The organism is Pseudomonas sp. MYb2, from assembly GCF_002979955.1.
In the GTDB taxonomy this organism is placed as follows: domain Bacteria; phylum Pseudomonadota; class Gammaproteobacteria; order Pseudomonadales; family Pseudomonadaceae; genus Aquipseudomonas.
This window is the reverse complement of the sequence record NZ_PCQC01000001.1, coordinates 503,690-522,458: the sequence shown is the minus strand read 5'-3', so window position 1 is coordinate 522,458 and position 18,769 is coordinate 503,690. Positions and strand designations below refer to the sequence as shown.

The window sequence follows — 18,769 nt, the reverse complement described above, 5'->3', positions numbered from 1 at the left end:
TACCAAACAACAGAGATGTTGAATGTGCCGCCCTCATCGCGAGCAGGCTCACTCCTACAGAGGACCGAGTCAGCCATACGAACCCCGGAGAAATCCGGGGTTTGTCGTTTCTGGCGACCCCGCTATCATTCGCGGCATTCTTCGGGGGATTTGACTGATGCTTAATGGCCTGTGGCTTGGCTTCTTTATCGTCGCAGCCGTGTCGGCGCTGGCGCAGTGGCTGATCGGCGGCAACGCCGGGATCTTCGCGGCGATGGTGGAAAGCATTTTCGCCATGGCCAAGCTTTCGGTCGAAGTCATGGTGCTGCTGTTCGGCACCCTCACCCTGTGGCTGGGCTTTCTGCGCATTGCCGAAAAAGCCGGGATCGTAGAGTGGTTGGCGAAAGTCCTCGGCCCGCTGTTTCTGCGGCTGATGCCGGAAGTCCCGGCCGGTCACCCTGCCCTCGGCCTGATCACGTTGAACTTCGCTGCCAACGGTCTGGGCCTCGACAACGCGGCCACGCCCATCGGCCTGAAAGCCATGAAGGCGCTGCAGGAGCTCAATCCCAGTGCCACCATCGCCAGTAATGCGCAAATCCTCTTCCTGGTGCTCAACGCCTCCTCCCTGACCCTGCTGCCGGTGACGATCTTCATGTACCGCGCCCAGCAAGGCGCGCCGGACCCGACACTGGTGTTTCTGCCAATCCTGCTGGCGACCAGTTGCTCGACGATTGTCGGCTTCCTCTCAGTGGCGTTCATGCAGCGTCTGCGGATCTGGGATCCGGTGGTGTTGGCGTATCTGATTCCCGGCGCGCTGATTCTCGGCGGCTTCATGGCGCTGCTGGGCACCCTTTCGGCGACGGCTTTGGCGGGACTGTCGTCGATCCTCGGCAATCTCACGCTGTTCGGGTTGATCATGCTGTTCTTGCTGATCGGCGCGTTAAAGAAAGTGAAGGTCTACGAGGCGTTCGTTGAAGGCGCCAAAGAAGGCTTCGATGTCGCAAAGAATCTGCTGCCGTATCTGGTGGCGATGCTCTGCGCGGTGGGCGTGTTGCGCGCCTCCGGTGCGCTGGACTTCGGGCTCGACGGCATTCGTCATCTGGTCGAGTGGGCCGGTTGGGACACGCGGTTTGTCGATGCGTTGCCGACGGCGATGGTCAAACCGTTCTCTGGCAGTGCAGCGCGGGCGATGTTGATCGAGACGATGAAGACCTCGGGGGTCGACAGCTTCCCGGCGCTGGTCGCGGCGACGATTCAGGGCAGTACCGAGACCACGTTCTATGTGCTGGCGGTGTATTTCGGCGCGGTGGGGATTCAGCGGGCGCGGCATGCGGTGGGGTGTGCGTTGTTGGCGGAGTTTGCCGGGGTCGTTGGCGCCATTTTCGTCTGCTACTGGTTCTTCGGCTAACCACAATTCCAAACTGTAGGAGTGAGCCTGCTCGCGATAGCGGTGTATCAGTCACCGTTGATGGCTATTGATACACCGCTATCGCGAGCAGGCTCACTCCTACAGGGGTTGTGTGTTGGGCTTAGGGTTTTGGCGGGGCCAGTTTCTGGCCCTGGTCGACGGCCCAGGCGACGACTTTCGCGGTCAGTCGATCACTGGCCTGGCCAAACCCGGCCACCACCGCCGGCACCTGCACATCACTCAGCGGCTGGCGCTCTTCAAACCGGCGACTGGCCAGAATGCGCTGGTCATAGCCGCGCACCAATAACGCATCAACCCGCACCACAACGCTGGCCTGCGCGCCCTGATACTCGGTCTGAAACGCCTGCAAATTCCCGCCCAATTCCAGATCCGCCGCAAAGTTGCTGTCATCGGTACTGAGCAACGTAACCCGGCCATCACGCGCAAAGCCGTCGAGCAAGCGATTGCGCACCAGCACCGGCGCCGGATCGCTCCAGCGCGAGCCCTTGTAGCTGCTGATCACATCGCCCTGCGGAATCACCGCAATCGTCGGCCGGTTCAACGCTTCACTGGCCTGCAACTTGTTCAGTCGCAGCGACCAATGCTGCGTTGCTGCCGAACTGGCCGAGGCGGGCGCCTGTGCGGCCGGCAAGCGATACACGTCCGACGGCTCGGCCTGGGGCAGAATCGAACACGCGCTGATCAGCGAAATGCCAGCAGCGAAAAGGGCGAGGCGAGTCAGCTTCATGGCGTGAACTCCTTGTTCTTGTCGCGGCCCAGCAGGTAGCCGCTGGGGTTGGCCTCAAGGCGTTGCGAGATGGCGCGCAGCGAGGTTAGCGTCTCGCGCAATTCGCGGATCGCCGGTGCCAGGCCGTTGAGGCCCTGCATGCCATTGTCGAGGGAGTTTTCGTTTTTGTTGAGCAGGGTGCTGATCGTCGCGGTGCTTTGCTCCAGCGACTTCATCGCCTGCTCGGCGCTGCCCAGCGCTTGCTTGCCCTGATCGTTGAGCAAGCCGTTGGCGTTGCGCATCAGCAGCGAAGTTTGTTCGAGCATGCTGCCGGCCTGCTTGCCGACCGTCGCCAATTGCTGCATGGCCTGTTTGATGTCGCCGCGTTGATCGTTGATGGTGCCGGTGGTTTGCTCCAGATGCGCGAGGGTTTTGCTCACACGTTCGACGTTTTCCGGGGAGAACATCTGATTGGCGTTATGCAGCAGCGCGCTGATGCCGGTCATCAAATCGTTGCTGTCATTGAGCAGGCGCGAGATAGGCGAGGGCGAGGCGACGATCAGCGGCAGCTTGCCGTCATGACCACTCAGTTTCGGGCTCTGCGGCGTGCCACCGCTGAGCTGGATGATCGACGTGCCAGTGATCCCGGCCAGCGCCAGTTTCGCCTGGGTGTCTTCCTTGACCGGGGTGTCACCGGCCAGACGAATCCGCGCCAGCACCCGCCGTGGGTCTTTCGGATCAAGGCGCAGGCTGATCACATCGCCGACCTTGATCCCGCTGTACTGCACCGAACTGCCCTTGGACAGACCGCTGACGGCCTCGTTGAAGACGACTTCGTAATCCTTGAACTCGGTGTCGACGCTGGACTTGGCGAGGAACAGACCGAAGAGCAGGGCACCTGCCACCACAATCACGGTGAACAGGCCGATCAATACATGATGCGCTCGGGTTTCCATGTCAGACCTCGTTGAGCAATTTGGCGGCGTCCAGCGCCGAGCGGCCGCGCGGGCCGTGGAAGTATTCGTGAATCCACGCGTCATCGGTTTCCGAAACGACGTCGATGGGTCCTGCGACCAGCACCTTCTTCTGCGCCAGCACCGCCACACGGTCGGTGATGGTGTAGAGCGTGTCGAGGTCGTGGGTCACCAGAAACACACTGAGGCCGAGGGCATCGCGCAGGGTCAGGATCAATTGATCGAACTGCGCCGCGCCAATCGGATCGAGACCGGCGGTGGGTTCGTCGAGAAACAGAATGTCCGGATCCAGCGCCAGGGCCCGGGCCAGCGCGGCGCGCTTGATCATGCCGCCGGACAGCGACGCCGGGTATTTGTCCGCCGCTGACAACGGCAGCCCGGCCAGCGCCAGCTTCACCGCCGCCAAGTGCTCGGCGTCGTTGCGGCTGAGGCCGGCGTGTTCGATGAGGGGCAGGGCGACGTTCTCGGTCACCGTCAGCGACGAGAACAGTGCGCCTTTCTGGAACAGCACGCCAAAGCGGCGTTCGACCAGCGAGCGCTCATGCTCGGACAGGCTCGGCAGGTTTTTGCCGAACACTTTGACCATACCTTCGCTGGGCCGGCGCAAACCGACAATGCTGCGCAGCAGCACCGATTTGCCGCTGCCGGAGCCACCGACCACGGCAAGAATCTCGCCTTTGTACAAATCCAGATCGAGGTTCTCGTGCACGCTCTGGCTGCCGAAGCGATTGCACAGGCCACGAACCTCGATCACCGCCTCCGAGGGCGCGCGGGGTAGACGACTCACCAGCCCATCTCCATGAAGAACAGCGCGGCCACCGCATCGAGCACGATCACCACGAAAATCGACTGCACCACGGCCGACGTGGTGTGGGCGCCGACCGACTCCGCACTGCCGCTGACCTTGAAGCCTTCCAGGCAACCAATCGCGGCAATGATGAAGGCGAAGATCGGCGCCTTCACCAAGCCGACCAGAAAGTGCTGCACGCCGATGTCCGACTGCAACAGCGTCAGGAACATCGCCGGCGAGATATCCAGCGACACCGCGCAAACCACGCCGCCACCAATGATCCCGCAGAGCATCGCCAGAAACGTCAGCATCGGCAGCGCCACCAGCATCGCCAGTACGCGCGGCACCACCAGCAACTCCATCGGGTCGAGGCCGAGGGTGCGGATCGCGTCGATTTCTTCGTTGGCTTTCATCGAGCCAATCTGCGCGGTGAAGGCACTGGCGGTGCGCCCGGCCATCAGGATCGCCGTGAGCAGCACGCCGAATTCGCGCAGGAACGAGAAGCCCACCAGGTCCACGGTAAAAATCGTCGCGCCGAAACTGGCCAGCACCGTCGCGCCGAGAAACGCCACCACCGCGCCCACCAGAAAGGTCAGTAACGCCACGATGGGGGCGGCGTCTAGGCCGGTCTGTTCGATGTGCGCGATCATCGGCGTGATGCGCCAGCGCTTGGGCCGGAACAGGTTGCGAGCGATGGTTTCCAGAATCAGGCCGACGAAGCCGAGCAACTGCAGGGTGTCTTGCCAGATGGTATCGACGGCGCGACCGATGCGCGTGAGCAACTGCACGCTGACGCTGATTTCCGGCTCCTTGATCGGCACGCAGAAATCGCTCATCGAGCAGTACACGGTTTGCAGCAGCGCACGGTCGGCGGTGGAAATCGTGCAATCAGGATGCTCGGCAGATTTACCGAGACGTTCGGAGCCGAGCAGTTCGACCAGCAACGACGCGCCAGCAGTGTCGAGGGCGCCGAGGCTGTTGAGGTCAATTTGAGTATTGGTGTCGTACTGGCCGCGAAGCTTCTCGCTCAGGGTCTTGAGCTCGGCGTAATGGGCAAGCGTCCAGTCCCCCGTGACCCGCAAGCGGGCAGGGCTGATCGTCGTGTCCAGTTGGGCATTACCGCTGATCGAGCTGCTGGTCATAAGCTCCGTGCTTTTCGGCTGATTACGCTGGGATAGGTAATAGCACGAACCGGATTACTTTTCTTTGATCGCTGTGCTGTCCGTGATTTCAAAGCGCAGCACGCCGATCACCTGGCCATCCTCGGTCAGCACGCGCACCTGCCATTTGCCCGCCGGGTTACCGGGGAAGTTCTGCTTGTGCGTCCACGCCCGGTAGCCTTCCTTGCGCCCGCCGTGGATATCGAGGGCGATGCGGTCGACCTCTTTGCCGTTGAATTGCCAGACGTGATAAATCCGCTCATCCAGCCCGCGCGGCGCATTGATCGCGGTGTAGGCATACAGGCCATCGCCACGAATCTGCTCGGCGCTGACCGTGTCGAGACTGGCGCCGGGCGTGCGATCCTGCATTTGCGTGCTGATTGCGACGTCGGTCATCCACAACGTCGCCGGTGGCACCCACGAACGCAGCGCCCAGCCGACGCCACCAATGCCGACGGTGATGCACAGAATCGCCAGCGCGTTGCGCAGCGTGCGGATCGGGAAGATCGACGCCAGACTCGGGAACGACAACAGCACGGCAATGCCCAGCGCCCACTTGAAGCTCTGCGCGGTGGTCAGGTGCATGATCACCGGCAACGCGGTGAGCAGGGCGGCGAACAGGGTCAGCGTGTGCAACGCGAGAAACGCCCAGCGCCGGGGCGCCAGCCATTTGTAATAGAGCGGATCGACGATGGAAATCAGTGCCGCGACGCTGAGCAGGCCGGTGAAGAACAACTGACCGCTGTTCCACGTCGTGGTGATGAAGAAGAACGGCAGAACGAAAAACAGGCTTTCCTGATGGATCATCTGCGTCGCGTAACGCAGCAGCGGCTGGGGAATCTCGCGTTTGAACACGCGGGTGAAGAGACCGGTGAGGGTGTTTTCCAGCATCAGCCAGATCCAGCTGAGCAGCATGATCACGGTGATCCAGCTCGCCAGCCCTTGCTGACGGTCGACCATGATGAAACTGCCGACCCCGGAGATGAAACCGCCGAGCGCAATGACCCCGGGATAGCGCTTCATCAGTTCGAGAATGCGCTGGATCAGGAGCTGTATTTTCGGCATTTGGGCGGTTCACAACTGGATAGGAAAAAACCTCGACAGAGTAGCGCCCGCCGGGCGCTGTGGCGAGGCTGCCGGTCACTTAAAACCAACGCATTCCCTTGTAGGAGTGAGCCTGCTCGCGATAGCGGTGTATCAGCCGAAGAAATGGTGACTGAAGGACCGCTATCGCGAGCAGGCTCACTCCTACAGGGTTAGTGTTCGGCCCGCCGGCGGCGGTGGTGCAAACGCCAGCCGATCAGGATCAGCAGCAACAAACCAACGCCACCCGCACTCAACCACAACACCTGATCATCACTGATCAACGGCTTCTCGATCCGCAGATACCCCGGCTGCAACAGCAACTCGCGCATGGCCTTGTTCGCTGCTTCCAGGGTCACTCCTTGCAGCTCACGCGCCGGGTTGGCAAAACGGCCGTCCTGGTAATCACCGAGGGCGCTCCAGTAATAATCCGCCAGCGCGCTGTTGCCCTGGACCGCCCAGGCCTGATGGGCGATGGAAGCCTGTTTGATCCGCGCAAAGGTGTCCGGATCGAGGCCGTTTTTCAGCAGATCGGCCTTGAGGTCTTCCAGCACCTGGATCGCCTCGTCGACGTCATCGCGATCCAGATCGGCGTTCAGACTCATGAAGCCGACGCCGCCAAACACTTCGCGCTCGGCCCACGGCCCGTAGGACAAACCGTGATTGAGGCGAATCTGTCGATACAGCGCCCAGTCGAGGTAATCCTTGAGGATGTCGAAGGTCTGGTCGTATTGATCATCGATCACCGGTTCCGGCACCAGCCAGTGCAGCTTGGCGCTGTCGCCGATGAAACCACGGGTGAGGGTGCGTTCATGGGCGGCGCTGGTGCGGATGTCCGGCAGTGGCCGATGTTCGCTCGGGTCGACCGCTTCGAGGGCGCCCCAGGTGCGTTCCAGATAGGCCGGCAGCAGTTTGTCGAGCTCACCGACGACGATCAGGGTCATGTTGTTCGGCGCGTACCAGGCCTTGCGCACCTTCTCCAGTTGCTCCTGGGTCAGGTGGCCGACCTCGGCGCGTTGCGGGCATTTCAGGCCAAGTTCGACGGCGAGCTGATTGCTCGCGGTGTGGCCGAGATCCTGGCGGTCAAGAAAGCGCTGCAGACGCGTGTAATGGCCGCCGTCCTCACGCTCGACTACACGTTTGGCGGCGTTGATTGCGTTGTCGTCGATGCGGGTTTGCGTAAGCAGATCGAGCAGCAGGTCGAGGACCTTGCGCTGGTTTTTCGCCGGGGCTTCGATAACGAAGGTGGTATCGGCGTTACTGGTAAAGGCATTCCAGTCGCCGCCCAACGCTTGCATGCGTTCTTCCAGACCACCTTCGCCGGTCGCGTCGATGCCGCTGAACAGCAGATGTTCGAGCAGGTGCGGCAGCTCTTTGTCATCGCAATCGAAATCGTCGAGGCCAACGCCGACCACCAAGCGGATCGCCACATGCCCACGCTCGGTGCCGGGTTTGAGCAGCAACTGCAAACCGTTGGGCAGCGCATAGCCTTCGACCTGAAAGCGATCCAGGGCAAAGGCGGGCAGGGAACCGAGCAACAGACAGGCGAACAACAGGCAACGCATAACAGGCTTCCATACGGCTGATTTGGAGATCCGTGTCGTCAGTCAGGGCCCCATCGCGAGCAGGCTCACTCCTACATTTGGAATGCGTCCCCCTGTAGGAGTGAGCCTGCTCGCGATAGCGGCCTGAAGGCTGAATCAAAGTAACTGACTAAACCCAGCCGTAAAACGTTCAAGGCGAATGCGTAATGTCGGCAATATCGTCCGCCGGCAGCGCGCCGGTGTCCGCCGTTTCCAGCACCACATAGGCACTGCCGCAAAACAGCGAATTGAGCCGCTTCATGTCGGCAATCAACTCCAGATGCAGCGAACTGGTCTCGATACTCTGCACGATCTTGCGTTGCAAACGGCTGACATGCGCATGGGCCAGACGCCGCTCCTGTGCGCGAAAACGGCGTTTCTCACGCAGCAACTGCCGAGCGCTTTCCCGGTCGCCGCTCAGGAATACGGATAGACCTAAACGCAGATTGGAAATCAATTGCTGCTGCAGTCCGGCCAGATCCTCCAGGCCTTCCTCGGAAAACGAGCGGCGCTGCGAGGTTTTCTGCTGCTGGATCTTGCGCAGCATGCGTTCGATCAGGTCTGCGGCCAATTTGAGGTTGATCGCCAGCTCGATGATCTCGGCCCAGCGCCGACTGTCCTGCTCGCCGAGATCCTCGCGGGGCATCTGCGCAAGATACAGTTTGATCGCGCTGTACAGCGCTTCGACGTCGTCAGTCAGCCGACGTATTTCCTGAGTGACGGCGGTCTGCTTGCCGCGCAACACATCGAGGGTGGCGTCGAGCATGTTTTCCAGCAGATCGCCCATGCGCAGGGTTTCCCGCGCGGCGTTGGCCAGTGCCAGACTCGGCGTGACCAGCGCGGTGGCGTCGAGATGCCGTGGCTTGGCGGTGCCATTGGCCTCCGGGCGTTCCGGCAGCAGCCACGCACACAGCCGCGCCATCGGCCCAACGCTTGGCAGCAGGATCAGGCAGCGTGCAGTGTTGTAGAGCAGGTGGAAGCCGATGACCATTTCCTGCGGGCTGAAATCGAGGCTGTCGATCCAGTGCACCAGCGGGTCGAGCACCGGAATGATCAGCAGCAGGCCGATCAGTTTGTACAACAGACTGCCCAGCGCCACTTGCCGGCCGGCAGCGTTCTGCATGCTGGTACTCATGAACGCAAGAATGCCGCTGCCGATGTTGGCGCCAATCACCAGACCGATCGCCACCGGCAGGCTGATCACACTGGCGCCGGCGAGGGTCGCGGTGAGCAGCACGGCGGCGAGGCTGGAGTAGGAAATCATCGCGAACAACGCGCCGACCAAGGCATCGAGGAGGATGTCGCCGGTCAGCGAGGCGAAAATCACCTTCACCCCTTGTGCGTGGGTGATCGGCGCAGCGGCCTCGACGATCAATTGCAGCGCGAGAATGATCAGCCCGAGCCCGATGGAGACCCGGCCCATCTGCCCGAGCCGCGTCTGTTTGCGCGACAGAAAGAAAATCACCCCAAGGAAAATCAGTAGCGGCGACAGCCACGACAAGTCAAACGTCAGCACCCGCGCCATCAGCGCCGTACCGACGTCGGCGCCAAGCATGGTCGCCAGCGCCGGCGTCAGCGCCATCAGGCCCTGGCCGACGAAGGAAGTGACAAGCATGGCCGTGGCGTTGCTGCTCTGCACCATCGCGGTGACGACGATGCCGGCAACGAACGCGAGCCAGCGCTTGGACATGTTCTGGCCGATCACATGGCGCAGATTGGTGCCGTAAACCCGCAGGATGCCGGTTCGAACGATGTGCGTGCCCCATATCAGCAAGGCCACGGCGGAAAGCAGATTGAGCAGGGTGAGCATGCAAACCCCCTGTAATAGCAGCGCCCCAGAGGGGCAAGTGGACGGTACCGCGCGGTTTCTACGTTTTTGATACTTAAGCTGTAGTTGGCTAACGGACTGGGCGCCAGCATTGCACAGCTAAAGTGTGGATTGAAACAAAAGTGTCATGAAAAGCACTTCATCCACCCCCTTCCACAATCACCACAAATCCCTGTTGGAGCTGGCTTGCCAGCGATGAGGGCGGCACTGCCGACATTGATGTTGCCTGACACGCCGCCATCGCTGGCAAGCCAGCTCCCACAGGGTTTGCGGGTGTGGCTGAATCAATCGCTGAAATGATCCCTGCTCAGGCCAACGTCGATTAAATACCTGGCCGTATCCACATTCCTCTCATCGCAACGCGCATAGCACTTGATGTGCATCAACAGGCTGTATTTGTGCGGAACCAGCAGAATGACCCCATCCGCCTGATCAAAAAGCTTCGCTTGTAGCTGTCGCTTTTCATCATCGCTTTGCACTTTGATCCAATCATTTCCCTCAACGGGTTCAGGAATCCAGTTGGCGTCCCTGAACATCGCTTGCAGCTCACTCAAAAGTTTCACCGTCTGGTCGAAGGGAAGTGTTTCAACCATTGGAGACGTTGTTATGCCGTCTACTTTCCCTTTGGTGTAGCCCACCGCCCCGTAGATGGTTTTGGGCAAAGTGAAGCCATGCTCAGGGTCATCAAAAGTGATCACGACCGGGCTGCTAATCCAGGTCGAGTCGACCTTGGGCGGGTCACTTGGGTACACGGCTGTTTTCCGCTCAACAGGAAAACTGGAGTCTTTGACGACTTCGGCATATGGCTTGCCGATGCGAACGACCAGAAAATCCATCGGATAGTGGAAAGACGTCAGGGTTACGTACAGCGCGAAAAACGCTGCTCCCCGCCAGTATCGACTGCGCCACTTGTACCGATTACTCATGCTCCGCTTCGATCCCGACCCACACTGATATCGATCAAGTATTTCGCAGTCGTCTGATCTTGCTTGTCACAGCTTGCGTAGCACTTGATCAACAGCAGCAAGCTGTACTTTCCCGGTACGTACAAATCAATGCCAACAGCTTGATCAAAGAGTTTTGCCCTTAGCCGCTCACGTTCCGGAACGGAGTCAAGATTGAACCAGTCGTTTTTTTCCAAAGGCTCAAGCTTCCATCCTCGCGATTTGAGATTGCTCTGAGTAACAACCAATCGATCCAGAGCTTCTGCGAACGGCAAAGTTTCTGTCATTGGCGAGGTCGTCAGTGTCGAGACTTTCTGGCTGACATACGTAACAGCACCAAACACAGTCGGGGGCAGTTTGAAGCCATAAACAGGATCATCAAACTCAATGAGGGTAGGGCTGCTAATCCATGTAGAGCCAGGACGCGCGGGATCCTTCGGGTCATTGGGATCACCAGGATAGATCGTCGTTTTATCCTCGACCGGGAAGCTTGAGTCTTTGATGACCCGTTCGTAGGGTTTGCCGATATGAACGGATAGGGTCTTGGCACCCAATGGCCACGCCATAACTCCAGCCAGCAAAATCGTAGCGGCGCCCATCGACACCCAATGCTTACCTGCCAAGGTCGTTGATTTCCTCCGAGACGGTTTAAAACGATCAATCACTGAAATGATCTTCACCAAAACCTACATCAATCAAATATTTCGCCGTCTCCGGATTCCGCTCATCGCACCGTGCATAGCACTTGATGTGGAGGAACAGGCTGTATTTGTGTGGGATCAACAGAATGACACCGTCCATTTGATCAAAAAGCTTGGTCTGAAGACGCACCTTGTCCTCTTGGGTTTCAGTCTTGAGCCAATCATTCCCTTCAACAGCTTCTGGCGACCAACCTGCCTTTTTGAACATCTGCTGCAGCTCTCCCAGCAGATTCACTGCTTGCTCGAACGGCACCGTCTCCAGCATTGGTGACGTAGAAAGGGTGATCGCTTTGAAGTCAGACCAGCCAATCGCACCGAATTTTGTGACGGGCAACGTGAACCCATGTTGTTCGTCATCGAACGTGATGATCACTGGGCTAGTGATCCAAGTCGAACTTGGGTGAGGTGGGTCACTTGGGTAAACAGCTGTTTTCCATGTCACAGGAAACGTCGAGTCTTGCACAACGCTTTCGTAAGGCTTGCCGATGTGGACACGCAAGATGCCCATCGGATAATGAAACGATGTGATGCAGAGAAGCAGCGCAAAAAACAGCGGCCTCTTCCAAAAGCTCCGACGAGTCGAATAGCGGATCCTCATTCGCTGTAGTAATCCTTTCCTACGCTGACATCGATCAGATATTCCGCCGTTTTCGGATCACGCTCGTCGCACCGGGCGTAGCATTTGACGTTGAGCGCGAGACTGTACTTATGGGGGATCAATAGCACCGTCACCATGACGTGATCAAACAACTCGGCCTGAAGCGTCTTTCGACTGGCCTCATCAGCCGTGTTCACCCAAGGATTCGTCTCAGTGTTCCACTCTGCCCAACCGGCGTTTTTTAATTGGCTCTGAAGTTGATCAAGCACGACCACCAATTGGTCGAAGGGCAACGTTTCGAGCATTGGAGAGGTGGTCATGTTCGAGACCTTCCCCTCGTCAAATCCGATTGAACCGAACTTGGTAACAGGCAGCGTGAAACCGTGCTCGGGGTCATCGAAATGAATAATGACCGGTGTGGAAATCCAGGCTGAGCTGGGGTGGGGAGGATTTCCGGGGTAAATCACAGTGTGGGCTGGCACGCCAAACGTTGAGTCGGCAACCGTCTCGTCGTAAGTCTTTCCGATATGAACTCGCAAAGTATCCGTACTCCAGTTGGAATACGCGATTGCCGCAGCAGCCAACGCAGCCGCGAGAATTATCCAGACTCGCTTTTTCGACAACTGCATCACTGGAGTCCGTTGATGAACACCGTGGCGGAGAACGCGCCATTGAGGGCTTGGCCGCAGGTGCAGGTGTCGCCGAGGCGGGCGGCGGCGAGGCCGTTGATGAAGACGTCGCCGGAGCCGCTGGCAATCGGGTTGGTGCCGTGGCCGGGAATGGGGCAGGTGGTCGGGTCGGTGACGCGCGCGGCGGGTTTTCCAGACATGAACACTCCTTGTTTGTCGTTTGAGGCGAGCGGGGAAGCTAACGAGCGGAGCGGGGGGGCGTCAACCTTTGAATACCGTTTCAAAGGGTTGCGATGTGCCACTGTGGGGGGCTGAAAACCCTGTGGGAGCTGGCTTGCCAGAGATGACGGCGGCACTGCCGACATTGATGCTGCCTGACACGCCGCTATCGCTGGCAAGCCAGCTCCCACAGGTTTTGTGGTGATGTCGTGGAGGGTGTTAAACGCGGGTTTTGCGGGCTGTTTAAGCACACGCGGTGTTACGTCAGAAAGGCTACAAAACCTTGCGCCGTTGCCTACGGCTACGCCAGAATCCGCCGGCTTGTGCGCTTCGGGGCTGGTCTCTATCGTTTGCTGGCCACTGCTTATCAGTGGTCGGGTTTAGTAGCTCGCTGATACCACGTCGCACAAATCTCCATGAGTCAGGCTTTCGCTCCTGCACTTTTATGGTGGCTGTGCGCAGGGCGCCTTCGGGTGCGCCGATTTCGTGGCTCATCGGTCTACTAACCTGCGCATAGCTGCCTCCACTTTGTTTAGTAGCGGATTGGTTGCAGCCTCACTCTTCAAAGAGGTTAGAGCCAATGACAAAGATCACACCAGATCCCCCGGACACCGATCCAGCACCGCACGACCCCATCACCGAAGCACAGCGCATGAAAGAAGCCGCCAACCGCGCTCTCGATTTCTATCTCTGTCCCGGTCTCAAACAAGACCCCGCCGCAACGCGCAGGCCCAGCAACATCTTCCTCATCGATCCCGCCGTGGATAACGAAACCCTGTTGGTGCATGCCTGCGAATCGCTAGCGTCGGCGAGCATCATGGCCAGTGATCTGGCCGGGTTTATCGACGGGCCGCAGCGCAGTTCGTTGCTGGGGATTGCGCAGGTGATCATGTTGGGTGAGTTGGCGGTGAATCGGGTGCTCGACAACCTCGTTCCCCCTGCCTGAACGCAGAAACAAATGTAGGAGTGAGCCTGCTCGCGATAGGGCCGTCAGCTTCAACATTGATGTTGACTGACAGACCGCTATCGCGAGCAGGCTCACTCCTACAAGGGATGTTGCGTAATTCAGGCCTACCGGATTATTGGCCCGGGATATCCTTGCGCAGTTTCACCGGGTCTTGCTGCTGTTTCTTTTTGGCCATCGCGCCGCGCAGTTTGATGTTGATCGCCTCAACCGCCAGCGAGAACGCCATGGCGAAGTAGACGTAGCCTTTCGGCACATGCACGTCGAACGACTCGGCAATCAGCACGGTACCGACCACCAGCAGGAACGACAGCGCGAGCATTTTCAGCGACGGGTGCTTGTCGATGAATTCGCTGATCTTGCCCGACGCCAGCATCATCACCAGCACCGCCACGACAATCGCCGCGACCATCACTGGCACGTGGGAAACCATGCCCACCGCCGTAATCACCGAATCCAGCGAGAAGACGATGTCGATGATCGCGATCTGAATGATGGTGTAGAGGAAGTTGCCGCCCTTGCCGCCAGGCGTGTCGTCGCTTTCGTCTTCGCCTTCCAGCGCGTGGTACATCTCTTGCGAGCTCTTCCACAGCAGGAACAGACCACCGAAGAACAGGATCAGGTCGCGACCGGAAATGCCTTGGCCGAACACTTCGAACAGGTCGGCGGTGAGGCGCATGACCCAGGTGATCGACAGCAGCAACAGGATGCGGGTGATCATGGCCAGGCCAAGACCGAAGATCCGGGTGCGCTGCTGCATGTGTTTAGGCATGCGGCTGACCAGGATCGAAATCATGATGATGTTATCGATGCCGAGGACGATTTCCAGGGCGGTCAGGGTGAAGAAGGCAACCCAGATTTCGGGGTTGGTCAGCCATTCCATGTGTATTCCTTTGAGCGATTGTTAAACCGAAAAAGGTCCGGGCTTCAAACCGCGAAGCCAGGACCCGAAACGGTGAGTCTTGGGCTTATAGAGTGCTGAACACCGGGAAAGTCCCCAACAGCAGTGCAGCAATCAGAATGCAGATGCACACCAGGATCGCCCATTTCAGGGTGAAACGCTGGTGGTCACCGAAATCAATGCCGGCCAGGGCCACCAACAAGTAGGTCGATGGCACCAACGGGCTCAGCAAGTGGACGGGCTGACCAACGATCGAGGCACGGGCCATTTCCACTGCGGTGATCCCATAGTGGCTGGCGGCTTCGGCCAACACCGGCAACACGCCATAGTAGAACGCGTCGTTGGACATGAAGAAGGTGAACGGCATGCTCACCAGCGCCGTGATCACGGCCAGGTACGGGCCGAGGAAATCCGGAATCACCGCCAACAGGCTTTTCGACATCGCATCGACCATGCCGGTGCCCGACAGGATACCGGTGAAAATACCCGCCGCAAAGATCAGCCCGACCACTGCCAGCACGCTGCCGGCGTGAGCCGCGACGCGATCCTTCTGCATCTGCAGGCAAGGGTAGTTGACGATCATGGCGATACTGAACGCGACCATGAACAGCACCGGCAACGGCAGCAGGCCGGCGATCAGGGTGCACATCAGGCCGAAGGTCAGGGCGCCGTTGAACCAGATCAACTTCGGACGGCGGGCATCGGGGAATTGCGAGACGCTGATTTCGCTGTGATCGATATCATCGCCAACCAGATGCAGCTCACCGAGGCGCGCACGCTCACGTTTGCCGTAGAAGTAGGCAATCAGCAGGATCGCCACGACACCGGCGGCCATGGCCGGGATCATCGGCACGAAAATGTCCGACGGGTCGACATGCAGCGCACTTGCGGCACGCGCGGTCGGGCCGCCCCACGGGGTCATGTTCATCACGCCGCCGGCGAGAATGATCAGGCCGGCCATGATCCGCGGGCTCATGCCGATGCGGCTGTACAACGGCAGCATCGCCGCTACGCAGATCATGTAGGTGGTCGCGCCGTCACCGTCGAGGGAAACCACGAGCGCCAGGACGGCGGTGCCGACCGACACCTTCAACGGGTCGCCCTTGACCAGTTTGAGGATCTTGCGCACGGCCGGGTCGAACAGGCCGGAGTCGATCATCAACGCGAAGTAGAGAATGGCAAACATCAGCATCACGCCGGTCGGCGCCAGTTTGGTGATGCCTTCGAGCATCATCGGACCGATCTTCGGGGCGAAACCGCCGAACAGGGCGAAGACGATCGGGATGATGATCAGCGCGATCAGCGCGGACAGGCGCTTGGTCATGATCAGGAACATGAACGTGATGACCATGGCGAAGCCAAGGAAAGTCAGCATGGGAATACTCCAGGCGTAGCGCGGCTAGTTGAGTGAGCGGATCGGGCGGGATCAGCGCAGAACGGGAAGCACGAGGCGTACGGGCGGAGTCAGAGCGAGGAGGCGGGCTACAGAGGACATCAGAATCACCATTGTTGTTGTTAATTGGGCCATTCGTGCGAGGCATCACACGCATTGGCCAACCGGTCTGTTGCCGGAAGTGAGGCGATCCTAATCGCGGAAGCTTTCAGCTACCTTTCGCTGGAGAAAGCTTTGAATGAACGGTCAACCGGCCGTCGGATGCGAACTAGAGTCAATGATTACGGGCGGGAGGACTTTGAACATGAGCCAATTGCACAGCGGTGGCTGCCATTGCGGACACATTCGTTATCAGTTCAACGGGCCGTTGCACGACATCGCCCACTGCCATTGCTCGATTTGCCGCAAGGTCAGCGGCGGGATTGTCACGACGTGGATCACCGTTCCCGCAGCGAACTTTCAATGGTTGGCCGGGACGCCGTCGCGTTATGACTCGTCGCAGAGTTGCGCGCGGTTCTTCTGTCCGAACTGCGGCGCGCAACTGGCACTGATCACGTTGCTCAGCCCCGAAAGTATCGACGTGACCATCGCCACCCTTGATCACCCTGAGCTGGCAACCGCCGAACGGCATATCTGGACGGACAGCCAGTTGCCATGGCTGCACCTGGACGAGCATCTGCCGGGCGAAGCCGAAGAAACGCTCTGATCAAAAAACAGACAAGTTCAGCGGCCGCATCGCGCCCATCCAGATCGCATGTTCGGTGTGGTCGAGCAAATCGTCACCGGTGTCCGGGTGCAGAAACACCACCAGGCCTTGACGATTGAGCGCCAGCCACGGCAGCACATCGCCGATCAGCTCAGGGCCGAAGGCCAATTGGCAGCTCCAGTCCGGGTGCGGGCCGACCGGGCGTTCGTGGACGCGGCCCATTTTCAAGGGGAACAACTGCGCGGCTTGTTCACACAACGCGCGCGCCTGATCGATGGAGTTGGCGTCGAAATAGACGTGGGCGTGGTAGCCCTTGATCGCTTGCATCTGAAACCCTCGGAAATCGGTTCGAACCCTCGGCGTTGCCCGTATGTCACACGCCATACAAGGGATAACAAAAGAGATCAGTCATGAAAAATGCCGAAACCCCGGCGGTAAAAGTGGTGCTCTATGGTGCCATGAGTAGCCTGGGCGGTGCGTTGATGGCTGAGTTGCTGCGCCGCCAGCATGAAGTCATCGCCATTCTCGACGATTTGACCGCACTCGCGCCGCGTCCGGGTCTGCGCACTAAAAGTGGTGATCTGTTCGATGTCGAGCGGGTCAATCAAAGCGTAGCGGGAAGCTCGGCGGTGATTTGCCTGCTGGACGCGCCGGGGTTGCCGTTCAGCAGCGATCACGTCGAACGCTCCATCGTGCTCGGCCCGGTTGAACAGGTGCTGGCGGTCGATGCGCTGGTCGATGGTCTGCAATTGGCCAATGTGTCGCGGTTGTTTCTGGTGGGCGATTTTGCCGTGCTCGACGAGCCGGATCTGGATGACCGCTTGCAACGTCACGCCGCTGAGGAAATCCGCGAAGCACTGCAAAGCAGTCCGCTGCAGTGGACGTTGGTCAATGCGCCGCATGGCGTGGCCGGGCTGACAATTGAGCATTTCAGCCAGGTCGGCGGCAACCTGGAGCCGGGGCTGGCCGAACCGCTGGAGCGATTGAATCGCGTGGCGGTGGGGATTGCCGATGAGCTGCGGTTGAATCTGCATGTGGGCCAGCATGTGAATTTTGTCGCGGCTTCAGATTCGTAAAAGATCGCAGCCTGCGGCAGCTCCTACATGAGATCGGTGTAGGGGCTGCCGCAGGCTGCGATCTTTTGATCCTCAAACCGCAATCGAAGGCAGCGCCAGCCCACTCAAGGACTCCGCGCTGCTCGCCTGTTCCGCCATCAACCAATCGACAAACTGCTGAATCAACGCACCGCGGCGTTTGCGTTGCGGCAGCACTACGTAATAACCGAGGCGCGACAGGGTCGTTTCGGCTATGGGTCGACACAGCAAACCCTGACTCAGCAAGTTATCCACAAGGTGCCGCCAACCGATCGCCACGCCTTGGCCGCCAATCGCCGCTTGAATCAACAGCGTGTAATTGTCGAAGCGCAATTGCCCCGGCGCCGGCGGTGTATTGATACCGAGTTCACGGAACAGACCACTCCAGTCAAACCAGTTGCTGCTGTTTTCCCCGCGCAAATGCAACAGCGGCAAATCCAGCAGCGCGTGAGCGGGCAGGGGCGCCGGACGTTCCTTGAGCAATTGCGGGCTGCACACCGGGAATACTTCTTCGCTGAACAGCCAATGGCTTTCACCCTGTTTAAAACGTCCATCGCCAAACAGGATCGCCACGTCGATATCCGTGCGCAGCATATTGTGATTTCGCTCACTGGTGACAAGGCTGACATCGACGTGGGGGTTGGCCTCATGGAAGCGATGCAAGCGCGGCATCAGCCAATACGCGGCGAAAGCAAAGTCGGTGGCGACTTGCAGCACCTCGTGTTGCTGTTGAGCGCTGATCGCGCTCAATCCTGCGTCGATATTTTGCAAACCGAGGGCTACCTGCTCGAACAGGATCGCGCCGACTTCGGTCAGTTCAATGCCGCGATAGATGCGATCAAACAGGCGCGTGCCCAGTTGTTCTTCCAAACGTTTGATCTGTTGACTGATCGCCGGCTGGGTGGTGCCGAGTTCAACCGACGCGGCGGTAAAACTACGATGTCGCGCCGCCGCCTCGAAGGCACGCAACAGGTCGAGGGACAGATCACCCAAGGCTTCATACATAAGCGGTGCTTATCCTAGTCATTGCCCGGCGCGGGCTTTACCCGATACAGCATGGACTCCATGCTCGATCGCAGCAATGTCGC

Annotated in this window: 19 protein-coding genes and 1 pseudogene; 4 read left to right on the top strand and 16 right to left on the bottom strand. The window is 59.4% G+C overall.

What is annotated here, in order from left to right:
- Positions 1 to 157 precede the first annotated feature (157 nt).
- Positions 158 to 1,387, top strand: a complete 1,230-nt coding sequence (locus CQ009_RS02450) for a nucleoside recognition domain-containing protein (protein WP_007911793.1) — start codon at positions 158 to 160, stop codon at positions 1,385 to 1,387.
- A 121-nt stretch (positions 1,388 to 1,508) separates the two neighbouring features.
- On the opposite strand, the gene CQ009_RS02445 is transcribed toward CQ009_RS02450, so the two are convergent.
- The 12 genes and pseudogenes from CQ009_RS02445 to CQ009_RS02385 all read right to left on the bottom strand — a co-directional run.
- Complete coding sequence (locus tag CQ009_RS02445) at positions 1,509 to 2,135, bottom strand: ABC-type transport auxiliary lipoprotein family protein (RefSeq protein WP_105704771.1); 627 nt, start codon at positions 2,133 to 2,135, stop codon at positions 1,509 to 1,511.
- Positions 2,132 to 3,070 carry an MlaD family protein gene (locus tag CQ009_RS02440; RefSeq protein ID WP_105704770.1) on the bottom strand — a complete coding sequence of 313 codons (939 nt, stop codon included), beginning with the start codon at positions 3,068 to 3,070 and terminating at the stop codon, positions 2,132 to 2,134. Before CQ009_RS02440 ends, CQ009_RS02445 begins: the two co-directional genes overlap by 4 nt.
- Before the next feature lies 1 nt (position 3,071).
- Entirely contained in the window at positions 3,072 to 3,875 is an 804-nt protein-coding gene (locus tag CQ009_RS02435; RefSeq protein ID WP_007911797.1) for an ABC transporter ATP-binding protein, read from the bottom strand.
- Positions 3,872 to 5,020: an ABC transporter permease gene (locus CQ009_RS02430; protein ID WP_064389716.1), complete on the bottom strand. Its 1,149-nt coding sequence runs from the start codon at positions 5,018 to 5,020 to the stop codon at positions 3,872 to 3,874. The genes CQ009_RS02435 and CQ009_RS02430 overlap by 4 nt, the downstream gene beginning before the upstream one ends.
- Before the next feature lie 54 nt (positions 5,021 to 5,074).
- Entirely contained in the window at positions 5,075 to 6,103 is a 1,029-nt protein-coding gene (locus CQ009_RS02425; RefSeq protein WP_105704769.1) for a DUF5924 family protein, read from the bottom strand.
- Between the two features lie 191 nt (positions 6,104 to 6,294).
- Positions 6,295 to 7,686 carry a pitrilysin family protein gene (locus CQ009_RS02415; protein WP_105704768.1) on the bottom strand — a complete coding sequence of 464 codons (1,392 nt, stop codon included), beginning with the start codon at positions 7,684 to 7,686 and terminating at the stop codon, positions 6,295 to 6,297.
- 169 nt (positions 7,687 to 7,855) lie between these two features.
- Entirely contained in the window at positions 7,856 to 9,514 is a 1,659-nt protein-coding gene (locus CQ009_RS02410) for a Na/Pi cotransporter family protein (RefSeq protein ID WP_064389713.1), read from the bottom strand.
- Positions 9,515 to 9,816: 302 nt separating this feature from the next.
- The gene (locus CQ009_RS02405; protein ID WP_256585366.1) at positions 9,817 to 10,458 is read right to left on the bottom strand and encodes a hypothetical protein; all 642 of its coding nucleotides are present in this window, start codon (positions 10,456 to 10,458) and stop codon (positions 9,817 to 9,819) included.
- Entirely contained in the window at positions 10,455 to 11,156 is a 702-nt protein-coding gene (locus CQ009_RS02400; protein WP_256585368.1) for a hypothetical protein, read from the bottom strand. The genes CQ009_RS02405 and CQ009_RS02400 overlap by 4 nt, the downstream gene beginning before the upstream one ends.
- Positions 11,134 to 11,775, bottom strand: a complete 642-nt coding sequence (locus CQ009_RS02395) for a hypothetical protein (protein WP_256585365.1) — start codon at positions 11,773 to 11,775, stop codon at positions 11,134 to 11,136. Before CQ009_RS02395 ends, CQ009_RS02400 begins: the two co-directional genes overlap by 23 nt.
- A complete protein-coding gene (locus CQ009_RS02390) occupies positions 11,772 to 12,404 on the bottom strand; it encodes a hypothetical protein (protein ID WP_256585364.1) in 633 nt (210 codons plus the stop codon). Before CQ009_RS02390 ends, CQ009_RS02395 begins: the two co-directional genes overlap by 4 nt.
- 5 nt (positions 12,405 to 12,409) lie before the next feature.
- Positions 12,410 to 12,604 (bottom strand): annotated as a pseudogene (locus CQ009_RS02385) (PAAR domain-containing protein); the annotation flags it as partial.
- Between the two features lie 599 nt (positions 12,605 to 13,203).
- Here CQ009_RS02385 and CQ009_RS02380 point away from each other — a divergent pair.
- On the top strand, positions 13,204 to 13,569 hold the full coding sequence (locus tag CQ009_RS02380) for a DUF6124 family protein (protein ID WP_064389710.1): 366 nt from the start codon (positions 13,204 to 13,206) through the stop codon (positions 13,567 to 13,569).
- A 133-nt stretch (positions 13,570 to 13,702) separates the two neighbouring features.
- Here CQ009_RS02380 and CQ009_RS02370 read toward each other — a convergent pair whose 3' ends face one another.
- The gene (locus CQ009_RS02370; RefSeq protein WP_034152222.1) at positions 13,703 to 14,470 is read right to left on the bottom strand and encodes a TerC family protein; all 768 of its coding nucleotides are present in this window, start codon (positions 14,468 to 14,470) and stop codon (positions 13,703 to 13,705) included.
- A gap of 85 nt (positions 14,471 to 14,555) precedes the next feature.
- The gene (locus CQ009_RS02365) at positions 14,556 to 15,863 is read right to left on the bottom strand and encodes a CitMHS family transporter (protein WP_064389709.1); all 1,308 of its coding nucleotides are present in this window, start codon (positions 15,861 to 15,863) and stop codon (positions 14,556 to 14,558) included.
- A gap of 322 nt (positions 15,864 to 16,185) precedes the next feature.
- Between CQ009_RS02365 and CQ009_RS02360 the strand changes: the two genes are divergently transcribed.
- Positions 16,186 to 16,587 carry a GFA family protein gene (locus CQ009_RS02360; RefSeq protein ID WP_064389708.1) on the top strand — a complete coding sequence of 134 codons (402 nt, stop codon included), beginning with the start codon at positions 16,186 to 16,188 and terminating at the stop codon, positions 16,585 to 16,587.
- Here CQ009_RS02360 and CQ009_RS02355 read toward each other — a convergent pair whose 3' ends face one another.
- Positions 16,588 to 16,914, bottom strand: a complete 327-nt coding sequence (locus CQ009_RS02355; protein ID WP_064389707.1) for a DOPA 4,5-dioxygenase family protein — start codon at positions 16,912 to 16,914, stop codon at positions 16,588 to 16,590. It lies immediately after the preceding gene.
- A gap of 83 nt (positions 16,915 to 16,997) precedes the next feature.
- Between CQ009_RS02355 and CQ009_RS02350 the strand changes: the two genes are divergently transcribed.
- Positions 16,998 to 17,663 (top strand): NAD(P)-dependent oxidoreductase, encoded by a 666-nt coding sequence (locus CQ009_RS02350; protein ID WP_064389706.1) that lies wholly within the window; start codon positions 16,998 to 17,000, stop codon positions 17,661 to 17,663.
- A 72-nt stretch (positions 17,664 to 17,735) separates the two neighbouring features.
- Here CQ009_RS02350 and CQ009_RS02345 read toward each other — a convergent pair whose 3' ends face one another.
- Positions 17,736 to 18,686 (bottom strand): LysR family transcriptional regulator, encoded by a 951-nt coding sequence (locus CQ009_RS02345; protein WP_105704766.1) that lies wholly within the window; start codon positions 18,684 to 18,686, stop codon positions 17,736 to 17,738.
- Positions 18,687 to 18,769 lie beyond the last annotated feature (83 nt).